This is a genomic window from Paenibacillus selenitireducens, from assembly GCF_002021565.1.
In the GTDB taxonomy this organism is placed as follows: Bacteria; Bacillota; Bacilli; order Paenibacillales; family Paenibacillaceae; genus Paenibacillus_K; species Paenibacillus_K selenitireducens.
This window is the reverse complement of the sequence record NZ_MSZX01000009.1, coordinates 1-21137: the sequence shown is the minus strand read 5'-3', so window position 1 is coordinate 21137 and position 21137 is coordinate 1. Positions and strand designations below refer to the sequence as shown.

The window sequence follows — 21137 nt, the reverse complement described above, 5'->3', positions numbered from 1 at the left end:
CGGAGGGGCAGACAGTTATACGTTTTTGGAGAATGGAAGCTTTACGTTCGAATTCGTCGATGCTGCCGGTAACCAGGGCACGGCGACGGCGAATGTGAATAATATTGTGACGAACGCTACTGGGGCACCGGGAAAACCTGTACTATCGTCCAATAACGGCTATGATACAGGAATAATGGATGGGTCCTATGAAGTTAAGATGAACTTGTGGTGGGGGAATAACGGCACGACCTACAAACTGTATGAGAACGACGCACTCATAGATACGCAAATGCTTAACGACGCTTCACCCCAAGCCCAATCCACGGTTACGTCCGTTACATACAAGGTAAACGGCACGTATCGATATGTCGCAGAGCTGACGAATGCGTTCGGTACGACGCGAAGCGACGTTCTAACTGTTCGTGTGACTGATGCGGAGCCGGGCAAACCGGTGCTTTCGAATGACAACTGGGATGGGGATGGAAATTTCAAAGTCAGCATGAACATGTGGTGGGGAACGAATGGATCGACGTACCGGCTGTATGAGAACGGCGTTCTCATCGATACGCAAACGCTCTCAAATAAGTCGCCGCAAGCGCAATCGGTGGTAACGGAAATCCATGGAAAACCGAAGGGTACGTATGAATATCGATGCGAGCTTGTTAACGATGCCGGTATTACATCGAGTGCAACGATGATTGTGAAAGTGAATTGATGTCTAACTGTTTTCGTGCGGATCCTTATTAGGATTGGCAATTTGAATGTCGAACACGAAAAACGCCCGTACCTGCGAGGGCGTCTTTTCGTGTTTTATTCGTAACAGCGTACTTCTACGATTTCCGCTCGCATGCTACCGTTCGTGGATGATATGACAATGCGAAGCTTTTCTGTACGTATGGGAGCTTCAAGCTTATGGATTTTTTTGCGCGTATGGTTGCCAGACTCTTTGGCTACAGTGATCCATTCGCCCTTGACCCAAGCTTGAACTTGATAGTCTTTAGCGAGCTCAGGAATAACCTCAAAAGTAGTACGATGGTGATGTAAATTAATTAAATCTTCATTCACATCGTCATTAAACGTGATATGGACGCATCGGATCTGAAGAGGTTCCTGCCAGCTAAGTTCTAACCACTCCGGTGTTCCTGGCTCCATCGCTTGCGATGACCACATGTGTGGGCCGCCATAAGGGCGAGTATAGCCATCCGTCGCTTTATCAGCGGCAAGTGCTAAAGTCGGTGAACACAGCCGGAAGCAAAAGGGCTTTCGCACAAAAGAATGGCCGCTCCACTCTACAACGGGCTGGTGGTGGTACATATCGCCAGAATCTTTGAAGCTTTGCTCATTTGTGGTGTGTTTGAAAGAGAGGACGCCGGATAATGGTCGATCGGACAGATGTAGGGAGGCATCTGCATTCTGCTTCACAATAATGAATGCATTCTGCGCTATTTTCGGATGCCATGAAAGACTAGCCCGCGCCCATTGCTTTTCTCCAGCTGAAACGACAATCTTGCATGCCCCCTCAAGCGTGTGGGGCACGTAGTTTTGCGGCTTGCCCGTGCTCCACAGCTCGACAGTCAGTTCTGTGTCATGCGCTGCGTCGACAAGCAGCTCAATACCGTCTATGCCGGGTTCAGCAGGGACGATGAATCCCAGATCAGTATCTAGCGGCATTGTTCCAATCGATTCTTCCCGCACTAGCCGCGTTAACGTGCTTGAGGCCGTCAATTTGGCACGAAGCGCAAGATCGGCTGCATCCGTATTCTTCAGGCCAAGCACCGAAGCATCTTGGCGAAGCAGTGTCTGCTGCAGTTCACCCAGGTATTTGGCTTGCAGCATGCGCGGCGAGACACCTTTCTGAACGCACAGCGCTGCGCCGGTACCTGCTGCTTCGCCAATAACCGCGCAGGTCGCCATGACGCGCGTCGTCCCGAAGGCAACATGAGAGGCGCTGATGTTGCGGCCTGCCATGAGCATGTTCTGCACATTCATGGAGTAGAGCGAGCGGAACGGGATGTGGTAGCTTCCATCCATGTGCAGATGCTTCGATCCCTCGGCTGTCGCATACATCCCTTGCGGCGGATGCAAGTCAATCGACCAGCCGCCGAACGCGACGCGGTCCTCGAATGTCTCCTGTGCGATGATATCATTCTGGTTGAGTACGTAATCGCCGACGAAGCGACGGTATTCCCTTTTGCCCGGTACAGAGCCAATCCATTCCAACGTTAAGTTGTCGGCGTCGAACTTGCCGGAGTTTTTGATATAGTCCCAAATCCCGTAAATGACAGAGGACAATTCATCACGAATTTGCTCATTATCATGCACCGTGTCAAGTTCACCGCCCCATTCGATCCACCAGTAAGCACAGCCGTTGTCGCCGCTGCGAATGACGCGATTCATGGGAATGGATGTCTTCGTAATGTCCTTGGCGAAGCTAGGCGCGATATATTTCACAGATCGGCCGGCATCTTTCGTGTAGAAGAGAAGCGTGCTGCCCAATGTGATGTCATCAGGTACTAGCGGTGCCCAATCCTCATTGAATTCTTCCTGTGCCTCACGGCCGAGACGGTGTTTGGCACCAGCAAGGAAACCGACCAAACCGTCACCCGTACAGTCGAGGTAGATCTTACTCTCAAAGCGTATACGCCGTTCCGACCCCATCATCCAGCCGATTACGGAGGTTATCCATCGGTTGTCTTCATTGCCACTGGCTTCGACTTCATGCACATCCGTATTCAGGAAAAGCGTTATATTACGTTCTGCTTTCACCTTTTCGAGGACAATCACATCCCAAATATACGGATTCCCATCGATGTTGCGGTACTGATTTTCAATGAATAGTTCACCCATAATACCAGTTTCACGCGCATTCCGGTGAACACCATGTGAAGTCGCGCCGCATACCCAAACGCGTACTTCACTACTTGAATTCCCGCCTAGAACGGGGCGGTTTTGAACGAGTGAAACGGTCTGGCCCAAGCGAGCCGCAGCGACAGCTGCACAAACGCCAGCTAATCCGCCGCCGATAACGGTTATGTCTGAACTAACAGTTTCAAATCTCATAGCAACGAGGCACCTCACTTTAGTGGAATATCTTCAATTTCATTGTAAAATATCCCTTTTCCTTTGAACATGCATGCAGTTACAATAGACATATACTTTATTTCAAAAAAAGGAAAGGTGCTCAGGGTGACACTTCAAGATATCGGACTGAAGCTTATTTCACATGTTTATTGGCATCAAAAGCCTGAATTCATGCTCCCTTCAGACAGCTACTCCTGCTGGACAATGTTTGCTGTGGAGCAGGGACGTTTTCATTACACCATAGGTACGGAGAGCGGAGAAGCAGGTTTTGGTGATTTGGTTCTTTGCCCACCACATCATGCCTTTCAACGGCAGATGTTGGAGCCATTGTCATTTCACTTTCTGCAATTCGTAGGGGTGACTGAGCCCTTTACCTCGAAAGAACAAGGATGGAGCGGAAAGCTCAAGGTGATCGATACCGATAGGTTGCGGTCTGATTATCGGTATTTAAGACAATTCGATGGAAGGGACGAAGCCTTCATGCTGCTTAAGCAGCATATGGTGATTGACATGCTGAGACTGGTCATGCTGGAACAGGGCGAACATGAGGGGAAATCGGGGCAAAGCGATGAACTGATGGTTGAAGTCCGAAGGATTTTGACGGAGCAAGCTTACGAAAGATTATCCATGCAAGAACTAGCCGAACAGTTCATGCTGACGCCAGTGCAGCTAACCCGGCGGTTCCGTAAAGCCTTCGGTGTGACACCTTCCGAATTTCTGAACGAAGTTCGGCTCACAAGAGCGCGGCATCTGCTGGAAGGCACGACACTGAAATTAGATGAAATCGCTGCGCAATGCGGGTATGAGAACGGCTTTTATCTGAGCCGTGTCTTTTCCAAAAATACGGGCATGCCCCCATCTGTATACCGTAGTCTGTACCGTGTGTAGCACATAAGCTAGTAAATTGAAAGGGGTATGATGTACTTATGTACGAACTATCACATGATTATTTTTATAAGGTAACGCCTCTTCTTAAAAATGGGCATCCACATCCTGAGGTACTCTCAATAATAGAACATAATAATCCTGGCTGGATATTTTCGGATCACATAGACTCGCCTAGGACAGCTTTGATCTGGAGCAAGGGGATGCAGGGATTTTACCTTATCGGAGACCACAACAATGATGATTTTATGAACGAGCTTGATGACTATCTAACAAAGAGCATCTTTCCAAAACTGAGGGAACTCGGCATGAGCTATTTCGAAGTTTCTGGCCATCACAACAAATGGAACATGGAATCGTTATTTGCGTCATGGGAAATTCAGCAATGGGATCAACTCGTGTTCAAATGTAGAAATTTAGAAGCAGCAGCATCACAGGGATCTTCTCGTAATCATCCAATTCGAACGATTAATTTAAGGTCGCAAGAATGGAAGGATCAAGTCTTTACAAATAGGGATTTTGTGGATAAGCATATTAAATTGTTTTGGGATTCATATGAAGATTTTTATCATAAAGGGTACGGTTATGTTGCAATCGATGGTTCAGAAATTATTGGTGTTTGTTACTCTAGCTTTGTTGCGAAGGAAACCCATGCTATTGGAATTGAAACCCTACCGCAACATCAAAAAAGAGGCATAGGTACATATTTGGCAAGCTTCGTGGTGAAGGACATCATTGAAAATGGCTTTACGGCCTACTGGGATTGTTCACTGACAAATGAAGCGTCGACAAAATTAGCGCTCCGATTAGGTTTTCAACAGGTTCATCAATACAAATGCGTAGGCTTTGTGATTTAAGATTCCCCATGCTCGGAGTTGTTCTAGGAACGGGTCACAAGAGTATAATACTCAATAGATCAGGCTGCCGCGGGCAGTCTGTTTTTCTTATACAACTACGGGAGATTAGTTCCCCTGGTAAATTTTGATGTATTTCAAGGAAACTAGCTGTATAATTGTGTAAAAAACAAGGGGCTTGTAAAGATGATTAGAGTTGCTTATTTAGGTCCTAAGGGGACATTTTCAGAAGAGGCTGCACATCAGTTTTTCTCTGAACCAACAAATTGGGTTATGTATGAATCCATAATGGACGTCTTAGAAGCCGTTTATAAGGAAGAAGTCGATAAATGTATTGTCCCAATTGAAAATTCGATCGCTGGTAACATTCATATGACCGTTGATGGTCTGTTGATGTACGACTTGCATATTGAGGCAGATCTTATTTTCACAGTTTCTCTTCACTTGATAGGAAACGAAGATAGCGACATCCATACGATAAGGACAATAAGATCGATTAGTCCTGCAATAAGTCAATGTAGAGATTTCATTATGAAGCATGGTTTTAAATGTGAATACACAGACAGTACTGCTAAGGCCGTGCAATTGGTTAAAGATGCGAGTGATAATACGATTGCTGCGATTGCTTCTAAACGGGTCGCTGTTGACCACGGTCTTAAAATAATTAAGCGTGAGATACAAGACAATTCAATGAATCATACTCGATTCATCGTTGTTGGTAAAGGGTTAGTAGAAAGTGTAGAGCAAAAGAAGACTATGATGTTGATTAACCCTAACAATGAATACCCTGGGGTACTTTCTTCGATTTTAAATGTATTCTCTGCCTTGGGAATGAACCTCACGTGGATCGAATCACGGCCGACAGGCAAGAAACTAGGTACATATCGTTTTCTAATTGAATCTGAAGTAGCTCAAAATGACCAACGCATGGTTAAAGCCATTAGAATTCTTGAAACGTTCGAACATCAGGTACATATCGTTGGGAGTTATTCGACCACAATTCTTTAGTGATTTTTAAAGACTATAGTGAGAAGTTGTGTCGTTACAGAGCGTCTTTTGTGCTTTGACGGGCACTTTATAAGTGGGAATTTTCCCAAATTTAAACAATTGATATATACTTGAATGATTAAAAGGGGAGGTGTATTTTTTAATGAAAAAAATTTATTCTTGTTTAATTGTTTTTTCTATAATTTCTATGTTCCTTATTTCATGTACAAATAAAACAGAAGATGATAACGATGCGATTCAATTTGCAACTAATTACAAAGAAATTCAATTTGATGTTAAGGGTTTTGATTATACTGGTGATATGAGTACTGAAATAATTGATCGATTAAAAGAACATGTAGAACCGTTGATAACTGAAAAATATTTAGATTACCAAATTAAAAATCGAATTCTAACTTTACCATTAGTTTTGGCTGATAAACTAAATGCAACCTATTACAAATTAGAAGATCTTCATTTTAATGTTGCTAGTAAACAAGAAAACTTAGTCAATTTACCCTATAATACTAACGTTATTTTACTTAATAATAACGATGAGGAGATACACAAAGTAAAAATGGATGGTACACTAACCCTCGTTAAATCAAATGATTCTTGGAAGGTGGACTTCGATAATTTTAATGTTTCAGATTTTATGAACTTGGTGGTAGCTAAATGAATTATGGCGGACTCTCTAAGAAATAATCAAGTTGAGACACTATCTTTTGGTGGGGGATAGTTGTTTAACTAAAGGTTTTCAATGGATGATGGATAACTTTCGTTATTATGATCACCGAGAATTCTAAGTTGTTCAGCAAATGGGTCACGATATTGGAGGAGCATGCTTTTGAGGCAGCTCCTTTTTTGTTGAAGAAACAGGCAGGATAGCATGGAAAGCTTTTCATCATAGTTGCATTCACAGCTCTTCGGAAAAAGGAATTAAATTCCATGGTGTTGAATTTACTTGTAAATCCAACATTTAGCAAAGGGAGGCTGATTAAATGGTTAATTTAAGCGCAGCAATAAGATTCATTAGTGAACATGGGAATGACCTAGAACAAGCACGCTTAGGGGTGCTGCTGCAAAATGAGAATGTATCGCTATTGGAAGCAGTTAGTGTATTGAGGAGCGAACAACGAGAAGATGGTAGTTGGGCTTCGTTTTGGTCAGGTGGAGCGAGTTCAGTTGATGCAACCTGCTACCGTTTGGCTCAATGTGAGCAACTGGGCTTAAACAACGAAGATTTTATACAGAGGGCACTTACTTTCCTAACAACCCGACAATTAGAAAATGGTTCTTTTTCTGAATGTAGGAAGCTAGCACCTGTTGCCCCGCCTTGGGTGCAGCCTGATGATCCTTCAGCAATATTTTATTTAACCGCAAATGCAGGATTTTGGTTACAGTATTTTAATAAGTACCCAGATAACACAAAGAGTGCGGTAGAGTTTCTTATTTCTAACATAAATATAGAGGGCTATTTATCAACCTTTTTACATGCGAACTGGTTAGCGGCCGGACTGTTCTATTCGGCTAATGAAGTAGAACATTCAACCTCGATCATGAACTATTTAGAAAGCAAACTAACTGACCTTAGTGCTAGTAACTTGGCGTGGTTAATTAATGCATTGGTTATTATGGGTGTCCCGAAGCATATGAACCTTATAGTACAAGGAGTAGATATCTTACGTGACCTACAACATGAGCAGGGATACTGGCTAAGTGAAGACGGGGATGACTATAACGTCCATACCACACTTGAAAGCATCAGAGCTTTTCGCATTTGTAGTTAATAAGTCGTCAAGCTTACGTAACACCATAGCGGCACAACCTATCTATACAAAGGAACATATGTTTGATACAATTTCCATAAATATGAAGTTGATGAGGTGGGTGTTCTGATTGGACTTCACAGGCGATTGAACAACTTTCAGAAGAAGATATTGTATGGTCTACTACCTCCGAAAGCAATAGCATAGCAAACCTTGTTGCACATATAAGAGGAACAGTACATCAGCGGGTAGAAATCGTTTTTTTTGATGTTACCGATACAAGGGATATTGAGAAGGAATTTGAAAAAGGATTGATAATGTCTAAAGAAACATCATTAGAATTAATTAAGGAATCCTTTGATATCATTATACAGGTATTGGAAATTATGAAATCTAATCCAGAAGAAGGTTTACTCAGACAACCGTATTTAAACCTGCCCCCACTCACGAACAGTGCCTTAAATAACAATTCTAGGGTACTCGAAATTATGATCCAAATGTTACATCACTTGCCTGGTCACACCGCTCAAATTATATACATAGCAAAAATGAGAAAGGGGCAATTAGAATGGAAATACAACTAAAAGCCTTGATTGAAACCTACAAAAGCTTTTTGGAAAATTATTCGCTGGAGCAACTAAGGCATATAACCGAGCAAGGTGTTTGGTCTCTCGGTCAAATGTATGATCACTTGATTCTCGCTGCTCTCGATTACCTTGACAATGTGGAAACTTGTGCGGCAGCTAGCGAAGAGCAAGCACTTGGGATGACAGAGGCTGGGAAGCATTTATTCAAACTCGGCGGATTCCCACCGGTCAAAATCAAGTTGCCGGACGGCCCTAATAACACTCCTAGCAATTCGGAAAGTAAAGAAAGCCTTATGCGTGGACTCGATCAAGTAATACAGAAAATGAACGAATGGGAAGGGAAAGTAGATACGATAAACCCGAATTACAAAGTTAAACATGGTGGCTTTGGCTGGCTAAATGCGCGCGAGTGGTTCGATCTTGTTGGCATGCATTTTCGCCATCACCTGCTTCAAAAGAGTGAACTGGAACAGAAACTTGGATTGAATGTTCGATGAATAAAAATTGGGGCAGGTATCAGATTCCGGAAGTCGACATGGTCATGCGGCTTATCGCCAAGTAAAGTCATACTGGTATGGAGACGTATATTAAAATAGAAGAAAAGTTCTATGGAAGAATCTACTCCATTGATAATGAGTGGATTTTTGTTATTGTAGAAATCCTTTTTTGAGGAGGTAAATGATGAGGAAAACAAAATTCATTCTAATCATTATGGTGTGTCTGATCGCATTAATTGGATGCTCAAAAGATAAGAATGTCATGGGAAATCAGTATACATTGGAGGATGTTATAAGCGTTTTTGGATCACAGAATTTAAAATTAGCATCCTTCGGGATATTAGGTACATCCTTATCATTAAACAAAACTATGCCTGAAGTGAACTCAATTGAAACGGAAGCAGTAGTAGATCAATCTGAACCTGAATTGGTATATTTGTATATTTTCAAGACGGAACAAGCTCGCAACACCGGTGTAAAAGAATTCAATAAGAAGATGAAACATCCCAAATACACAACTTATCCTTTTTTATATGAGAAAGGGAATGTTCTCGTTATTTATTGGGCTAAATCCAAAGATAGTCCGCTGATGGATAAATCAATACAAATGGCAATCGAAAAACTATAAAAAATAAAGTATTGATGTATTAGGGTCTTATTTATGATTATGAGGGGAGATTATTTTGTCCGATATCATTTTATTCAGAGGGCGTCCTGGAGTAGGAAAGACAACGATTTCAGATCAATTAAGTAGCCAACTTCATATACCCATCATTCGAAAAGATGACTTTTATGATGTGATCGCTGGTTATCATGATGACCATGAGCAAAGGAACAAGGTATCCTACGGGATCTTATTCCGATTATTAGAATCGAACAAGAAAATGAATGGAAGCTTTATTCTTGATTTTCCTTTCAACCAGGAAGAAGACATGAATAGGTTTAGTAATTGGTTAAAGGAACATAACTACGATTTAAAATCCGTTCTTTGTATATGTTCTAATGAGAAAATTTGGGCCGAACGTTTTAATGTTAGATGTATTAATCCTAAGCCTAACCAGTTGATTACTGACTTTTTGGAATTAAAAAAATATTATGTAGATCTAAGTATTAAGCCGTTTGAGGGCGAATTAGTAGTTGATACAATCGACAAACTTGAAACAATTATGAATAAAATCACCAATTACATAAACAGGGTATGAGATAAAAATAATTAACAACCAATTTAGAAGATAACTGCTGAAAAAATGCGATACTCCGAAGTCATGTGACTATTCGGTATATCGTCCTTTTTGATGAAGGTTGTAGGTTCAGCAAGTAGATTTGCTGCCTGCCGTAGAGCTAAGATGGTGAATTTTCTCTTCGAGGACTATTATATAATCACTTGCTTATATTATTGTATGATTATATAATAAACTCGATTCAAGGAGGTGGATAAACCATGACTACGATTGAGACCATTGCAGATCAACTCAAATTATTAGGTGATAAGACACGTCTGAACATTATTTCCATCCTTGTTCAGCAAGAGGCTTGTGTATGTCACCTCGTAGAAATACTACAAACGACGCAACCGAATATCAGCCAGCACCTACGTAAATTAAAAGATGCAGGGCTTGTGAAAGAGGATCGAAGAGGACAATGGATCTATTATTCTCTACAAATTGAGGATAAGCCACATATCCAAGCAGTAGTAGAATACTTACCTGAAGCTGAAGAAAAAGTGAAAACGATATTAAATGGCCTGCCGTGTAAATAATCAGAAAGGAGGGTTCAAGTGAGTCAGCAAACAAAAAGACTATCTTTTCTCGATCGTTACTTAACGGTGTGGATCTTTAGTGCCATGATTTTCGGCGTACTCTTAGGATCATTTATACCTTCAATATCTGATGCATTAACAAAACTTCAAGTAGGTACGACGTCGGTTCCCATAGCGATTGGACTTATCGTCATGATGTATCCGCCGCTTGCAAAAGTGAAATATGAAAAGCTTGGACGCGTTTTTAAAGACTGGAAAGTCCTATTGTTGTCCTTAGTTCAAAACTGGATTATCGGTCCTATTCTTATGTTTATTCTTGCCATTCTGTTTTTAAGTGATATGCCGGAATACATGATTGGACTCATCATGATCGGACTCGCACGTTGTATAGCTATGGTAATTGTCTGGAGTGATTTAGCCAAAGGAGATCCTGAATATACGGCGGGGCTTGTTGCATTTAACTCCATATTCCAAATTCTCTTTTACTCTGTGTTTGCTTATATCTTCATCACGGTATTACCAGGTTGGTTCGGCATGCAAGGCGTAGAAGTGAATATCACGATCGGGCAGATTGCGGAAAGTGTCTTTATCTATTTAGGAGTTCCGTTTATTGCAGGTTTTTTAACGCGGCTTATCTTAAGACATGCTAAAGGGGACGATTGGTATACGAATACGTTTATTCCTAAGATCAGTCCTTTGACATTGATAGCATTGCTATTTACGATTGTCCTCATGTTCTCGTTAAAAGCTGAGATGGTGGTTTCGTTACCGCTTGATGTTGTTCGTATAGCAATTCCACTGTTACTCTACTTTGTCATTATCTTTTTTGCATCCTTTTATATCTCCAAAAAAATTGGAGCCAGTTATCCTGTATGTTCGTCGCTCTCCTTTACGGCAGCGAGTAATAATTTCGAATTAGCCATTGCTGTAGCCATTGGGGTATTCGGTATTAACTCGGGGACAGCTTTTGCTGCTGTTATTGGTCCATTGGTTGAAGTTCCCGTATTGATTGGACTCGTTCATGTTGCCCGTTGGTTTGAGAGAAAGCATTTCTAAGATTCAGCATCAATCTCATAGACAAAAAGGAGAATCTTCATATGAATAAACCACTTATTTATTTTCTTTGCACAGGAAACTCTTGCCGCAGCCAAATGGCTGATGCCTGGCTTAAACAGCTTGGTGGAGATCGCTTTGAAGTGTTGAGCGCAGGGTTAGAGGCTCATGGTTTAAACCCTAGAGCTGTAAAAGTTATGAGTGAAGTAGGGATTGATATCACAAGCCATACCTCAGATGTCATTGACCCTGAAATTCTAAATCGCTCCACGTACGTGATTACGCTTTGTGGCCATGCTGATGAACATTGTCCGATGATTTCGAATAAGAATGTAATCAAATGGCATTGGGGATTTGATGATCCAGCGAAGGCTACAGGAACAGAAGAAGAGGTTATGGCTCAATTCCGGAATGTACGTGATGATATTCAAGCTCGGATTGAAAAGTTCTTAGAAGAAGGTAAATAGTAGTCAAAGATCAGGTTTAAGATATTTGGATGAAAGACCCGCTACGTATAGCGGGTTTTTTAGGTTGGCTGCTCCTCGATGCGGACGGTGATGCTTATATCATTCATCCCTCCGTATGATTTTCTCATTCTTTGGAAATAATTTATCTGAAATTCCCAACTGATTTGCTTGAGGAGGCAGTTAAGGATGTCGGATCTCGTGGAAACATTACGGACTCAATTCTCATCAATATTTCACGATAATACTACGGTAATCATCCGTGCCGTCGCTCATGATACTGCTGTTTGTTACTTGCCTGAACTCATCAATATAGAGCAGCTGAACAAGTTCGTCCTGACCCCGCTGCAGCAAGTTCATTGGGTCCCCACTTCAGAACAACTTAAGAGATATGTGATGGTTGGAGAAGTACGTACCATGGAGTCCATCGCTGATGCGATACCCCTGATGATGAAGGGATGGGTATATGTTGCTACACCCCATACCGGAGTTGTCGTTAATATCGCCAACATCCCTAACCGGCAAATTGGCTCTCCACAGAATGAAACGACCATACTTGGTCCAATGCTTGCTTTTAACGAATCATTAGAGACGAACACAGCTCTGCTCCGCTCATCCATTCCGAATACGGCCCTCCACAAGGAAGCGTTTAAAATAGGGAATAAGAGAAATACATCAGTTCATTTGATGTACATGACCGATCAGGTTGAAGAAAGCTGCGCAAATATCGTTCGTCAACGTATTCAGCAGCTTTACAGTAATGACATTACAGGAAGCTCTGAACTGATGCATTTAATTCAAGACAACGATTCGAGTATCTTTCCTCAAATGATTTTAACAGAGCGTGTCGACTTGGCAAGCCATTCGTTGCTTGAAGGCAAAATCGTTATTTTAGTGGACGGAAGCCCGCTAGTTATCATCGGTCCGAGCGAATTTACTGATTTTTTCTTGACTACCGAAGACCGCTATATGGGATGGGGAATCGGTACATTTCTTCGCATTTTACGTATGTTAGCTTTGTTGATTTCCGTATATTTGACACCGGCTTATGTCGCTGCCTTGACATTTCATTATGAAATTATTCCTTCCTCCTTGCTTGTATCCTTGATCGAGTCGAGATCAAGAGTTCCATTCCCCCCCTTATTTGAGACACTTATTCTCGAACTGACCATGGAATTGCTTCGGGAAGCCGGAGCAAGACTTCCTACCAAAGTTGGGCAGACCATGGGTATCGTAGGCGGGATTGTTATCGGTCAAGCGGCTGTCCAAGCTGGCTTTACTAGCAATATTCTTATCATGTTAGTTGCGCTTGCTGCTCTTGGTTCCTTTGCTACTCCAAATTACTTGATGAGCAGCACCTTGAGACTTATTCGTTATCCGATGGTTATTTTCGCTGGCTTATGGGGCAGCATTGGGATCGTATTCTTCTCTGTTTTGGCTACGATCCATTTAATTCGACAGACAAGTCTTGGTCAGCCCTACTTTTACCCGATTCATCCGAGTCACAAATCCAGTACATTGGATCAAGATGTGTTGATGCCGGAGTTAAAGGGATTGACTTCGACAGGGCATCGTATCCGAAAATATGCCAAGTCATTTAGATTGTCTTCGTTATGGACAGGCAAAATTGACAATTAGTCATAATTAAGGAGTACAAATGAGTGATACTGACAATACAACACAAAAATATCAGTTCAATGCCTTCATGCTGTTGTTTCTCTTAAGCAATGTTCAGATTGGCGTCGGTATTTTTGGCTTTCAACGATACATTTACAATGAATCGAAACATGACGCATGGTTGTCGGTTATTCTCATCGGAATCGTAACGCATCTTATCATGTGGATCATGATCGCAACGCTGAAAAAACACGAATCCTTTGATCTATTTGACATTCACCGATCTTTGTTCGGCAAATGGATCGGCTCAGTGATAAGCATCTGTCTTATGATTTATTTCATAATAAATATGACGGCTATTATTAGAACCTATATTGAAGCCGTGCAATCATGGATTTTCCCCGACTTTCCTACATGGCTGCTTTCCTTAATCTTACTTGTCCTGATGGTCTACGGCAGTCTCGGAGGAATTCGAGTCATTCTACAGCTTAGCTTCATTTGCTTTTTTCTGATTTTGGGAACCTTGATTCTATTTTATTATCCGCTTCAATATGCGGAGTGGAGACGGATCTTACCGATTTATAATACGACGATGCAGCATCTGCTGTCGGGGGCAAAGAAAATGGGGTTCACGATAGCTGGATTCGAGATTATCTATTTTGTATATCATCATGTGAAGGATAAGAACAAGGTGATGCGCTATGCGCAGGGGAGTATTCTTTTTACCAATCTGCTATATCTCATCATCATGATCATATCCATTGTGTATTTTAGTGAAAACCAAATGCCAAAAACCATATGGGGTTCCATCAATTTATTAAAAATTATCAAGTACCCGTTCCTGGAACGAATTGAATTTATCGCAATCCCTTTTTGGATGTTCGTGGTGGTGCCGGGACTCATGATGCTTGCTTGGGTGCTCCTCCGCGGAACTTCAAAACTTTTCGGCTGGAATCAGAAGCTCACGCTTTATGGATTAGCAGGAGTGGTTTTTATTGCCTCTATTTTTTTCCAAAATCGTAGGCAAATCGACCAGCTTAATGATTTTATTGGGGAATTTTCGATTATCGTATCTTATTTGTATCCGTGCTTGTTATTCGTATTGACTTATGCTGCAGCATGGTGGCGAAATCGTAAGGGGAGTAAGGCATAATGAAATCTATTTGGAAAATGACGGGTCTGATCCTCGTTAGTTCGTGCCTGCTTATGAGTTGTGTGAAGACGAGTGTTCTTGAAAAATTGGGGCTAACCGTCGCCGTAGGGTATGATTTGTTACAAAAAGACAAACTGAATGTTACGTCAGTCCTGATCAATCCATCTGTCGAATCCAAGAAAAAATCCGAAATTATTACTTCTGAAGCAAACAGTAATAAGGGAGCACGGATCAATATTAATAACATGTCGTCTCACACGTTGGTTAGTGGGCAAGTCCGAGTTGTCTTATTTGATGATCAATTGGGGAAGCAAGGAATTTCAGTCATTATAGATAATTTAAGCCGTGATCCATTTTTTGGAGACATGATTTTCCTCGCCATCAGCGATGGGTCTTCAAATGAGTTATTATCTCATGACTATTCACAGATTCCGGATATCGGCATGTATCTCTATGAGATGCTCCAACAGCATATTGAGGACGATTGGGTACCCTCCTGTACTGTTCAAGATTATCGGAGCGCGTTATACAGCATCGGTGGAGATCCCATCCTTCCAATATTACACAAGAAAGATGACAGCGTAGAAATCTCGGGTCTGGCGTTGTTCAGTGATGATAAGGTCGTTGGGACGATTGCGCCTGGTGAAGCCTACTTGCTCAAGCTGCTGCAAGGGAAGCAGAAAACGGATTTAAAAGAGATAAGCATCGATCGTAATGAATTGCACCCTTTTTTGCTTAAAAAGAGGGAAGGTACAGTACGCGTGGTTATTTCCAATATTGGGAGCAAAACGCGCTTCCGTCTTACTTCCGTGCAGAAATTGGAGTTTCATGTTAATGTCCATATGAATGTAGAATTGCAAGAAATTACAGATCACTACGATTTCAGAAATCCGAAGGCGAAGACGTTGCTTGAGCAGAAAATAGGGAAGGCGTTAAGCAAAGAGACGGATCGGCTCATTCAGAAGCTGCAACGCATGAATTCAGATGCCATCGGTTTCGGTAAAGTTTACCGCAGCACCGTGAGAGGTTCCAATTTGAGTCGTGACAAATGGCATGGCATGTTTCCATCAGCTAAGATTCATTCGCATTTCAAAGTAAATATTATACGTACGGGTACGACGGAGTAATATGGCGCTGCCCTATAAAAGAAAACGTAACCTGATGCAACTCGAGCCCGCCGCTACTGGCGGCTTTTTTTATGCATTGAAAGGGTACAAATCTAAATTTGTAACCCATTTGGTATTTTTTCCGTATTAAGATAACAAAAATAAAAGTTGAGGTAATCCATCGTATGAATGTGGTATATACAGATCATGCCGATACATGGTATCGGCTAGCTGAGCAGAAGGCAGCTCAGTATTTTGCATCACTTTCTGTGCAGGTCAAGGAAAAAACTTATGTGCATACCCTAACAGAAGACTTCCAATTGTGGAGAAGGAACCATATTCATCATCATTCTTGGCTATCTTTTTTTTCGAGGAGAAAGAGAAAACCTGATTCAAAGGATAGTCACAGGTATATCCAATGGTTGAATGATACAGGGAAATTGGATGGTTACTTGAATCGAAGCGTTTCCTATATGTACATGAGAGATCTGGGTAAAGCACTGGACTCTCCTGATACGGAGACCCGGATAAGGCGTGTCGTTGCCGACATCAGAAATCGCTTGATTGATTCCTCCGCAACAAACGGGGAGAACCCATCCGAAAGCATGAGTTTAGCCGGATTGTATCGGTGGGCTCAGAAGGAAGGCGTAGAAACCGCCATGATCTGGGTGATTAACAAACTTAGCACCGTATCCTCCCATATACCGAAGGAAATGAATGCAGAACATGCCCAGCGTAAGCTAATCAAAATCATTATCGGGGTAATTCTGCATGTGGATGATGAGATGGACGATAACATATCGCCTACGGAACGCGCCCGGAGTCTTGATGAAGCCATCAGGCTTGGTTATTCCTATGGTCTGACCTATCCTTTCATTGATGATCTTCTTGATTCTGGGGTCTTAACCGCTCAAGAGAAAGAGCAATATTCCCATATGATACGTGAAGCGCTTCTCACTGGATCTGTGCCTGCATTGGGCGATTGGACCGGAAAAAACCTAGATTTGATTCAATATATACATGGAGAGCTCCGGGATGCTTTTGAATATATTAGAGACTATCAACGACCAGAAGCCCAGAACACATTTTTTGAGCAATCCTATGTGTTTTTTCATGCCCAGGAATTGGACCGTGCTAAGGATCTATCGAATCCGAATTACGCCAATGAAGAGCTTTTTATACCCATCATTTTAAAATCTTCTTCTTCCCGATTAATTGTCCGTTCCGTCATTAGCGCTCCTGTGGATGAGGGGTTTGATCATCGAACATTCTATTATGGCATTTACAATCAGCTGGCTGATGATTTTGCGGATATGTTTGACGATATGCAAGACGGTGCGGTAACCCCCTATACCTATTATTTAAAATACCGTGATCAGCGCCCAGATCTGATCAATCCCTTTGAATTATACTGGACGGTCATCTCCCATTTGATCCATAACGTACATCGCTCCAATGCCAAAACGCGTGAGGTGATCCTGGATCGTGCAATCAATGGTCTAAAACGGTGTAAAGAACGTGTAGGGTCAGAAAAGTATACCGAAATAATGGAGATCTTTGCTTCCGGGAATCCGGAATTCAATCGACTCGTCCAACAGTTGGTTCGCAAAGCGGATGATGTGGATTTCTTCGATAAACTGCTTCGAGATCAGATGGTTGCCAATCTGAAAAACAACCGGAAAGAAAAAGAAGACTTTTACAATACGATCCAAACGGTCCGCCATCAGATCAATGACATCTTGGAGATTCCTAAACATGACGGGATCCTACCAATGAAAGAACCGCTTATTGATGCTGCTAATTACAGTCTTGTGGGAGATGGGAAGCGTCTACGACCGATCTTGACTTGGGTCATGGGCGTGAACGAATATGGACTACAGGCATCGGAAATCTTGCCGCTACTAAGATCTTTGGAATATATGCATACCGCTTCGTTAATCTTCGATGATCTGCCATCCCAGGATAATGCGTCTACCCGTAGAGGGCGCCCAACCTTGCACCAAGTTCACAATGTTGCCACTGCGGAATTAACCGGTCTGTTTCTGATCCAGAGGGCTATTAAAGAACAATCATCACTAGAACATTTCAATCCCAAAACCGTGCTTTCCTTGATTCATTATTCGGCAGAAAAGACAGAAGAGATGTGTATGGGTCAAGCGATGGATTTACAATCAAAAGGGGAGGCACTGACTTTAGAGCAATTGAATATGATATGTTTTCACAAAACGGGAATTGCATTCGAGGCTTCTCTGGTGATGCCAGCTATTCTCGCTGAGGTTCAGGCGACGGAAATCGCGGCTTTGAAGAAATTCGCCTATCATGCAGGCATTGCCTTTCAGATTAAGGATGATTTGCTTGATAGGGAAGGAGATTTGCTCATACTAGGTAAACCTACAGGCAAGGATGTTGAAAACAACAATTCGACGTTTGTGTCCATCCTGGGTCTGGAAGGTGCCCGCAAAGAAATGTGGGAACATTACTGCCTTGCCATGGAAGCATTGAAGGAGATACCCCGAAATATCGTTTTTCTGAAGCATTTATTGAATTATTTGGTGAATAGGGATCGTTAAAATGTTTTCCAGCCTTAAATATTTACACGGTGAATGGTTTTATATATTATTATGGTAATATCAAATGCGATGATGAGAAGAGTAAATAACTGGATTCTTTCACAGAGAGCTCCGTCAGCTGAAATGGAGTAGGGAATTCTTTATTGAATAAAGCCTCAGAGCAGCACTTCGGAACCTCCATATAAAGGGGATGGCGTGCCAGGAGCTCCTGTTATAGAGCTAGAGTATATGCATTACATGCGAATGCCGTACTTGAAGAGGCTGAAATGGCGACATTTTAGCGAATCTGGGGTGGTACCACGAGGATGCAAATCTCGTCCCTAAGACTACGGTCTTGGGGGTGGGATTTTTTTATTACACGCAGTCCATGTAACACAACATGATGTCATTACGAAAGGATTTGAAGATCAATGTCAGAAAAACTTAAAGTGGGTATTGTCGGAGGAACGGGCATGGTGGGTCAGCGCTTTGTTCAATTGCTGAATGCGCATCCCTGGTTTAAAGTAACGGCTATTGCAGCAAGCAGCAGTTCGGCAGGTAAAACCTATGAAGAATCTGTACAAGGCAGATGGAAGTTAGCTAGCCCAATTCCTGAAGACGTGAAACATATCGTCGTTCAGGATGCTTCGAAAGTGGAGGAAGTTGCCGCTCAAGTCGATTTTATTTTTTGTGCAGTGGATATGCCAAAAAGTGAAATTCAAGCATTAGAAGAAGCATACGCCAAAACAGGCACGCCGGTTGTTTCCAATAATTCAGCACATCGTTGGACGCCTGACATCCCGATGGTCATTCCGGAAATTAATCCAGGGCATCTAGAAGTGATTGCCGCACAGCGAAAACGACTTGGAACCTCAAGCGGATTTATTGCCGTTAAGCCTAACTGTTCCATTCAAAGCTATGTACCGGCACTTCATGCATTGCTCGAATATAAACCAACGATCGTGGTGGCATCCACGTATCAGGCAATCTCCGGCGCCGGCAAAAATTTTACCGATTGGCCTGATATGTTAGATAATGTCATCCCATATATTGGCGGCGAGGAAGAAAAAAGCGAGCAGGAGCCGCTTCGCATCTGGGGCAGCGTTGTCAATGGTGAAATTATTAAAGCAAGTTCACCATTAATTACTACGCAATGTATCCGCGTTCCCGTAACGGATGGGCATTTAGCTACCGTCTTTGCATCGTTCGAGAACAAACCCTCGAAAGAAGAAATTTTGGATCGCTGGCTACAATTCAAAGGACGACCGCAAGAGCTGGGTCTGCCAAGTGCTCCACAGCAGTTCATCACCTATTTTGAAGAAGAAAATAGACCACAGACGAAACTGGATCGTGAGATAGAGCGCGGTATGGGCGTTTCCGTGGGGAGATTGCGCGAGGATACCGTATACGATTACAAATTCGTTGGACTATCGCATAATACATTACGTGGAGCAGCTGGCGGTGCTGTCTTGATCGCAGAACTGCTTAAAGCTGAAGGGTACATTCAAGCAAAATAGGATGTGAAGTGCCTGTCTCATTTTGATATTATTTATCCAATGCAAAAACCGGCAGATGTGGTATTATCCCCTTCAAGTAGACACTCAAAAAAACCTTCATGTTATGATGGAGGTTTGAGTGACACTTGGAGGGGATATTTTTATGGCTAAAAAAGGGCAAACATTCTATACGTATACAGAAGAATTCAAATTGAAGGCGGTCAGAGCGTATTTAGAGGGTTCATCGAGCTACAAGGTGGTAGCTGAACGAGAAGGAATTCGTAACTGTTCACAACTGAAGGTGTGGGTAAAGAAATGGCAAAACGGGGAGTCATTCGATGAGCGGAAAGGCAACGGGCCAAATCCAATGAAGGGGCGTACTCGCTCAGTCTTTGGCAGCGTTGAGGAAGAACGAGACTACCTGAAGGCGCAGGTGGATTATTTAAAAAAGCGGTATCCAAATCTAGTAAAGGAGAGGCACCCCGCCAACGAGAGAACTACGAAATAATGGAGGAACTTCGCGCTCTGCACGGCATTACAGACCTGTTAGCGATTGCGGGGATACCACGGTCCAGCTATTACNAATAATGGAGGAACTTCGCGCTCTGCACGGCATTACAGACCTGTTAGCGATTGCGGGGATACCACGGTCCAGCTATTACAAGTGGCGTGCCACACAGTCTCAGCGCGACGTGCAAAAAGACAGGGATCATGAGATCAAGGAACACATGATGGCCATTCATTTTGCGCACCCTTACTTTGGGTATCCACGCATGACGACCGCCTTGTGGGAGGCAGGCTACAATGTGAATCACAAGAAAGTATGGCGATTGATGCGGGAGCTGTCGATCCAATCGGTCATTCGAAAGAAGCGGAAGCAGTCCAGTTACACACCTTCTGTTGTGTATCCGAATCGTTTAAAGCGCCAATTCCATGCTACAGCGCCCCAACAAAAAATGGTGACCGATATTACCTATATTTCAGACGGGACCAACTTTCATTACTTGTCCGTCATTCAAGATCTTTTCAACAACGAGATTGTCGCTTGGCAATTGTCAGATCGTAACGATGTTCAACTCGTGCTGGATACCGTTACGCAGTGGACAAGAAAAAGAGACGTCTCGGGGGCCGTGCTCCATTCGGATCAGGGCTTCCAATATACGTCTCAGGCGTACAACACACGATTAGAGGCGTTCGGCGTTAAAGGCAGCCACTCTCGCAAAGCAACCTGCCTGGATAACGCATGCATCGAATCCTTCTTTTCGCATCTCAHGCTNDGRYANAGTATHNATSSGYAS

Annotated in this window: 19 protein-coding genes, 2 pseudogenes and 1 other annotated feature; of the genes and pseudogenes, 20 read left to right on the top strand and 1 reads right to left on the bottom strand. The window is 42.6% G+C overall.

Translation table 11 applies throughout. The features are described from left to right. Positions 1 to 121: 121 nt before the first annotated feature. Positions 122 to 697, top strand: a pseudogene (locus BVG16_RS34210) (chitinase N-terminal domain-containing protein); the annotation flags it as partial. 95 nt (positions 698 to 792) lie between these two features. On the opposite strand, the gene BVG16_RS21075 reads toward BVG16_RS34210, so the two are convergent. Further along, complete coding sequence (locus tag BVG16_RS21075; protein ID WP_078501177.1) at positions 793 to 3042, bottom strand: FAD-dependent oxidoreductase; 2250 nt, start codon at positions 3040 to 3042, stop codon at positions 793 to 795. Between the two features lie 126 nt (positions 3043 to 3168). On the opposite strand from BVG16_RS21075, the gene BVG16_RS21070 reads away from it, so the two are divergent. The 19 genes and pseudogenes from BVG16_RS21070 to BVG16_RS34050 form a co-directional block, all read left to right on the top strand. Further along, positions 3169 to 3951, top strand: coding sequence for a helix-turn-helix domain-containing protein (locus tag BVG16_RS21070; protein WP_158081741.1), 783 nt, complete (start codon positions 3169 to 3171; stop codon positions 3949 to 3951). Between the two features lie 38 nt (positions 3952 to 3989). Next, entirely contained in the window at positions 3990 to 4805 is an 816-nt protein-coding gene (locus BVG16_RS21065; RefSeq protein WP_078501175.1) for a GNAT family N-acetyltransferase, read from the top strand. Between the two features lie 183 nt (positions 4806 to 4988). Continuing rightward, on the top strand, positions 4989 to 5810 hold the full coding sequence (pheA, locus tag BVG16_RS21060) for a prephenate dehydratase (RefSeq protein WP_078501174.1): 822 nt from the start codon (positions 4989 to 4991) through the stop codon (positions 5808 to 5810). A gap of 142 nt (positions 5811 to 5952) precedes the next feature. Beyond that, on the top strand, positions 5953 to 6468 hold the full coding sequence (locus BVG16_RS21055) for a hypothetical protein (protein ID WP_078501173.1): 516 nt from the start codon (positions 5953 to 5955) through the stop codon (positions 6466 to 6468). A gap of 322 nt (positions 6469 to 6790) precedes the next feature. After that, entirely contained in the window at positions 6791 to 7579 is a 789-nt protein-coding gene (locus BVG16_RS21050; RefSeq protein WP_078501172.1) for a prenyltransferase/squalene oxidase repeat-containing protein, read from the top strand. 125 nt (positions 7580 to 7704) lie between these two features. Then, positions 7705 to 8142, top strand: a complete 438-nt coding sequence (locus tag BVG16_RS34060) for a DUF1572 family protein (protein ID WP_078501171.1) — start codon at positions 7705 to 7707, stop codon at positions 8140 to 8142. Then, positions 8127 to 8642 (top strand): DinB family protein, encoded by a 516-nt coding sequence (locus tag BVG16_RS21040; RefSeq protein WP_078501170.1) that lies wholly within the window; start codon positions 8127 to 8129, stop codon positions 8640 to 8642. Before BVG16_RS34060 ends, BVG16_RS21040 begins: the two co-directional genes overlap by 16 nt. 181 nt (positions 8643 to 8823) lie before the next feature. Beyond that, positions 8824 to 9270, top strand: a complete 447-nt coding sequence (locus tag BVG16_RS21035) for a hypothetical protein (RefSeq protein WP_144027443.1) — start codon at positions 8824 to 8826, stop codon at positions 9268 to 9270. A 55-nt stretch (positions 9271 to 9325) separates the two neighbouring features. Continuing rightward, positions 9326 to 9844, top strand: coding sequence for an AAA family ATPase (locus BVG16_RS21030; RefSeq protein WP_158081740.1), 519 nt, complete (start codon positions 9326 to 9328; stop codon positions 9842 to 9844). 239 nt (positions 9845 to 10083) lie between these two features. Beyond that, on the top strand, positions 10084 to 10401 hold the full coding sequence (locus tag BVG16_RS21025; RefSeq protein ID WP_078501167.1) for an ArsR/SmtB family transcription factor: 318 nt from the start codon (positions 10084 to 10086) through the stop codon (positions 10399 to 10401). A gap of 18 nt (positions 10402 to 10419) precedes the next feature. After that, positions 10420 to 11457 (top strand): ACR3 family arsenite efflux transporter, encoded by a 1038-nt coding sequence (arsB, locus tag BVG16_RS21020; RefSeq protein WP_078501166.1) that lies wholly within the window; start codon positions 10420 to 10422, stop codon positions 11455 to 11457. A 41-nt stretch (positions 11458 to 11498) separates the two neighbouring features. Then, positions 11499 to 11921: an arsenate reductase (thioredoxin) gene (arsC, locus tag BVG16_RS21015; protein WP_078501165.1), complete on the top strand. Its 423-nt coding sequence runs from the start codon at positions 11499 to 11501 to the stop codon at positions 11919 to 11921. A gap of 186 nt (positions 11922 to 12107) precedes the next feature. Next, on the top strand, positions 12108 to 13556 hold the full coding sequence (locus tag BVG16_RS21010) for a spore germination protein (protein WP_078501164.1): 1449 nt from the start codon (positions 12108 to 12110) through the stop codon (positions 13554 to 13556). A gap of 19 nt (positions 13557 to 13575) precedes the next feature. Next, positions 13576 to 14688 (top strand): GerAB/ArcD/ProY family transporter, encoded by a 1113-nt coding sequence (locus BVG16_RS21005; RefSeq protein ID WP_078501163.1) that lies wholly within the window; start codon positions 13576 to 13578, stop codon positions 14686 to 14688. Further along, positions 14688 to 15815: a Ger(x)C family spore germination protein gene (locus BVG16_RS21000; RefSeq protein WP_078501162.1), complete on the top strand. Its 1128-nt coding sequence runs from the start codon at positions 14688 to 14690 to the stop codon at positions 15813 to 15815. Before BVG16_RS21005 ends, BVG16_RS21000 begins: the two co-directional genes overlap by 1 nt. A 164-nt stretch (positions 15816 to 15979) precedes the next feature. Then, a complete protein-coding gene (locus BVG16_RS20995) occupies positions 15980 to 18364 on the top strand; it encodes a polyprenyl synthetase family protein (RefSeq protein ID WP_198957516.1) in 2385 nt (794 codons plus the stop codon). A 60-nt stretch (positions 18365 to 18424) separates the two neighbouring features. Continuing rightward, positions 18425 to 18689, top strand: a binding site (T-box leader). Between the two features lie 85 nt (positions 18690 to 18774). Continuing rightward, positions 18775 to 19860 (top strand): aspartate-semialdehyde dehydrogenase, encoded by a 1086-nt coding sequence (asd, locus tag BVG16_RS20990; RefSeq protein ID WP_078501160.1) that lies wholly within the window; start codon positions 18775 to 18777, stop codon positions 19858 to 19860. A 142-nt stretch (positions 19861 to 20002) separates the two neighbouring features. Then, positions 20003 to 20347 (top strand): transposase, encoded by a 345-nt coding sequence (locus tag BVG16_RS34055; RefSeq protein WP_078501159.1) that lies wholly within the window; start codon positions 20003 to 20005, stop codon positions 20345 to 20347. Positions 20348 to 20414: 67 nt separating this feature from the next. Further along, positions 20415 to 21137: pseudogene (locus tag BVG16_RS34050) on the top strand (IS3 family transposase); the annotation flags it as partial.

Bases quoted from the DNA above. Each gene is read 5' to 3' on its own strand.
- BVG16_RS21075 (WP_078501177.1), bottom strand. From the start codon at position 3,042: ATGAGATTTGAAACTGTTAGTTCAGACATAACCGTTATCGGCGGCGGA.
- BVG16_RS21065 (WP_078501175.1), top strand. From the start codon at position 3,990: ATGTACGAACTATCACATGATTATTTTTATAAGGTAACGCCTCTTCTT.
- pheA (WP_078501174.1), top strand. From the start codon at position 4,989: ATGATTAGAGTTGCTTATTTAGGTCCTAAGGGGACATTTTCAGAAGAG.
- BVG16_RS21055 (WP_078501173.1), top strand. From the start codon at position 5,953: ATGAAAAAAATTTATTCTTGTTTAATTGTTTTTTCTATAATTTCTATG.
- BVG16_RS21050 (WP_078501172.1), top strand. From the start codon at position 6,791: ATGGTTAATTTAAGCGCAGCAATAAGATTCATTAGTGAACATGGGAAT.
- BVG16_RS21040 (WP_078501170.1), top strand. From the start codon at position 8,127: ATGGAAATACAACTAAAAGCCTTGATTGAAACCTACAAAAGCTTTTTG.
- BVG16_RS21035 (WP_144027443.1), top strand. From the start codon at position 8,824: ATGATGAGGAAAACAAAATTCATTCTAATCATTATGGTGTGTCTGATC.
- BVG16_RS21025 (WP_078501167.1), top strand. From the start codon at position 10,084: ATGACTACGATTGAGACCATTGCAGATCAACTCAAATTATTAGGTGAT.
- arsC (WP_078501165.1), top strand. From the start codon at position 11,499: ATGAATAAACCACTTATTTATTTTCTTTGCACAGGAAACTCTTGCCGC.
- BVG16_RS21010 (WP_078501164.1), top strand. From the start codon at position 12,108: ATGTCGGATCTCGTGGAAACATTACGGACTCAATTCTCATCAATATTT.
- BVG16_RS21005 (WP_078501163.1), top strand. From the start codon at position 13,576: ATGAGTGATACTGACAATACAACACAAAAATATCAGTTCAATGCCTTC.
- BVG16_RS21000 (WP_078501162.1), top strand. From the start codon at position 14,688: ATGAAATCTATTTGGAAAATGACGGGTCTGATCCTCGTTAGTTCGTGC.
- BVG16_RS20995 (WP_198957516.1), top strand. From the start codon at position 15,980: ATGAATGTGGTATATACAGATCATGCCGATACATGGTATCGGCTAGCT.
- asd (WP_078501160.1), top strand. From the start codon at position 18,775: ATGTCAGAAAAACTTAAAGTGGGTATTGTCGGAGGAACGGGCATGGTG.
- BVG16_RS34055 (WP_078501159.1), top strand. From the start codon at position 20,003: ATGGCTAAAAAAGGGCAAACATTCTATACGTATACAGAAGAATTCAAA.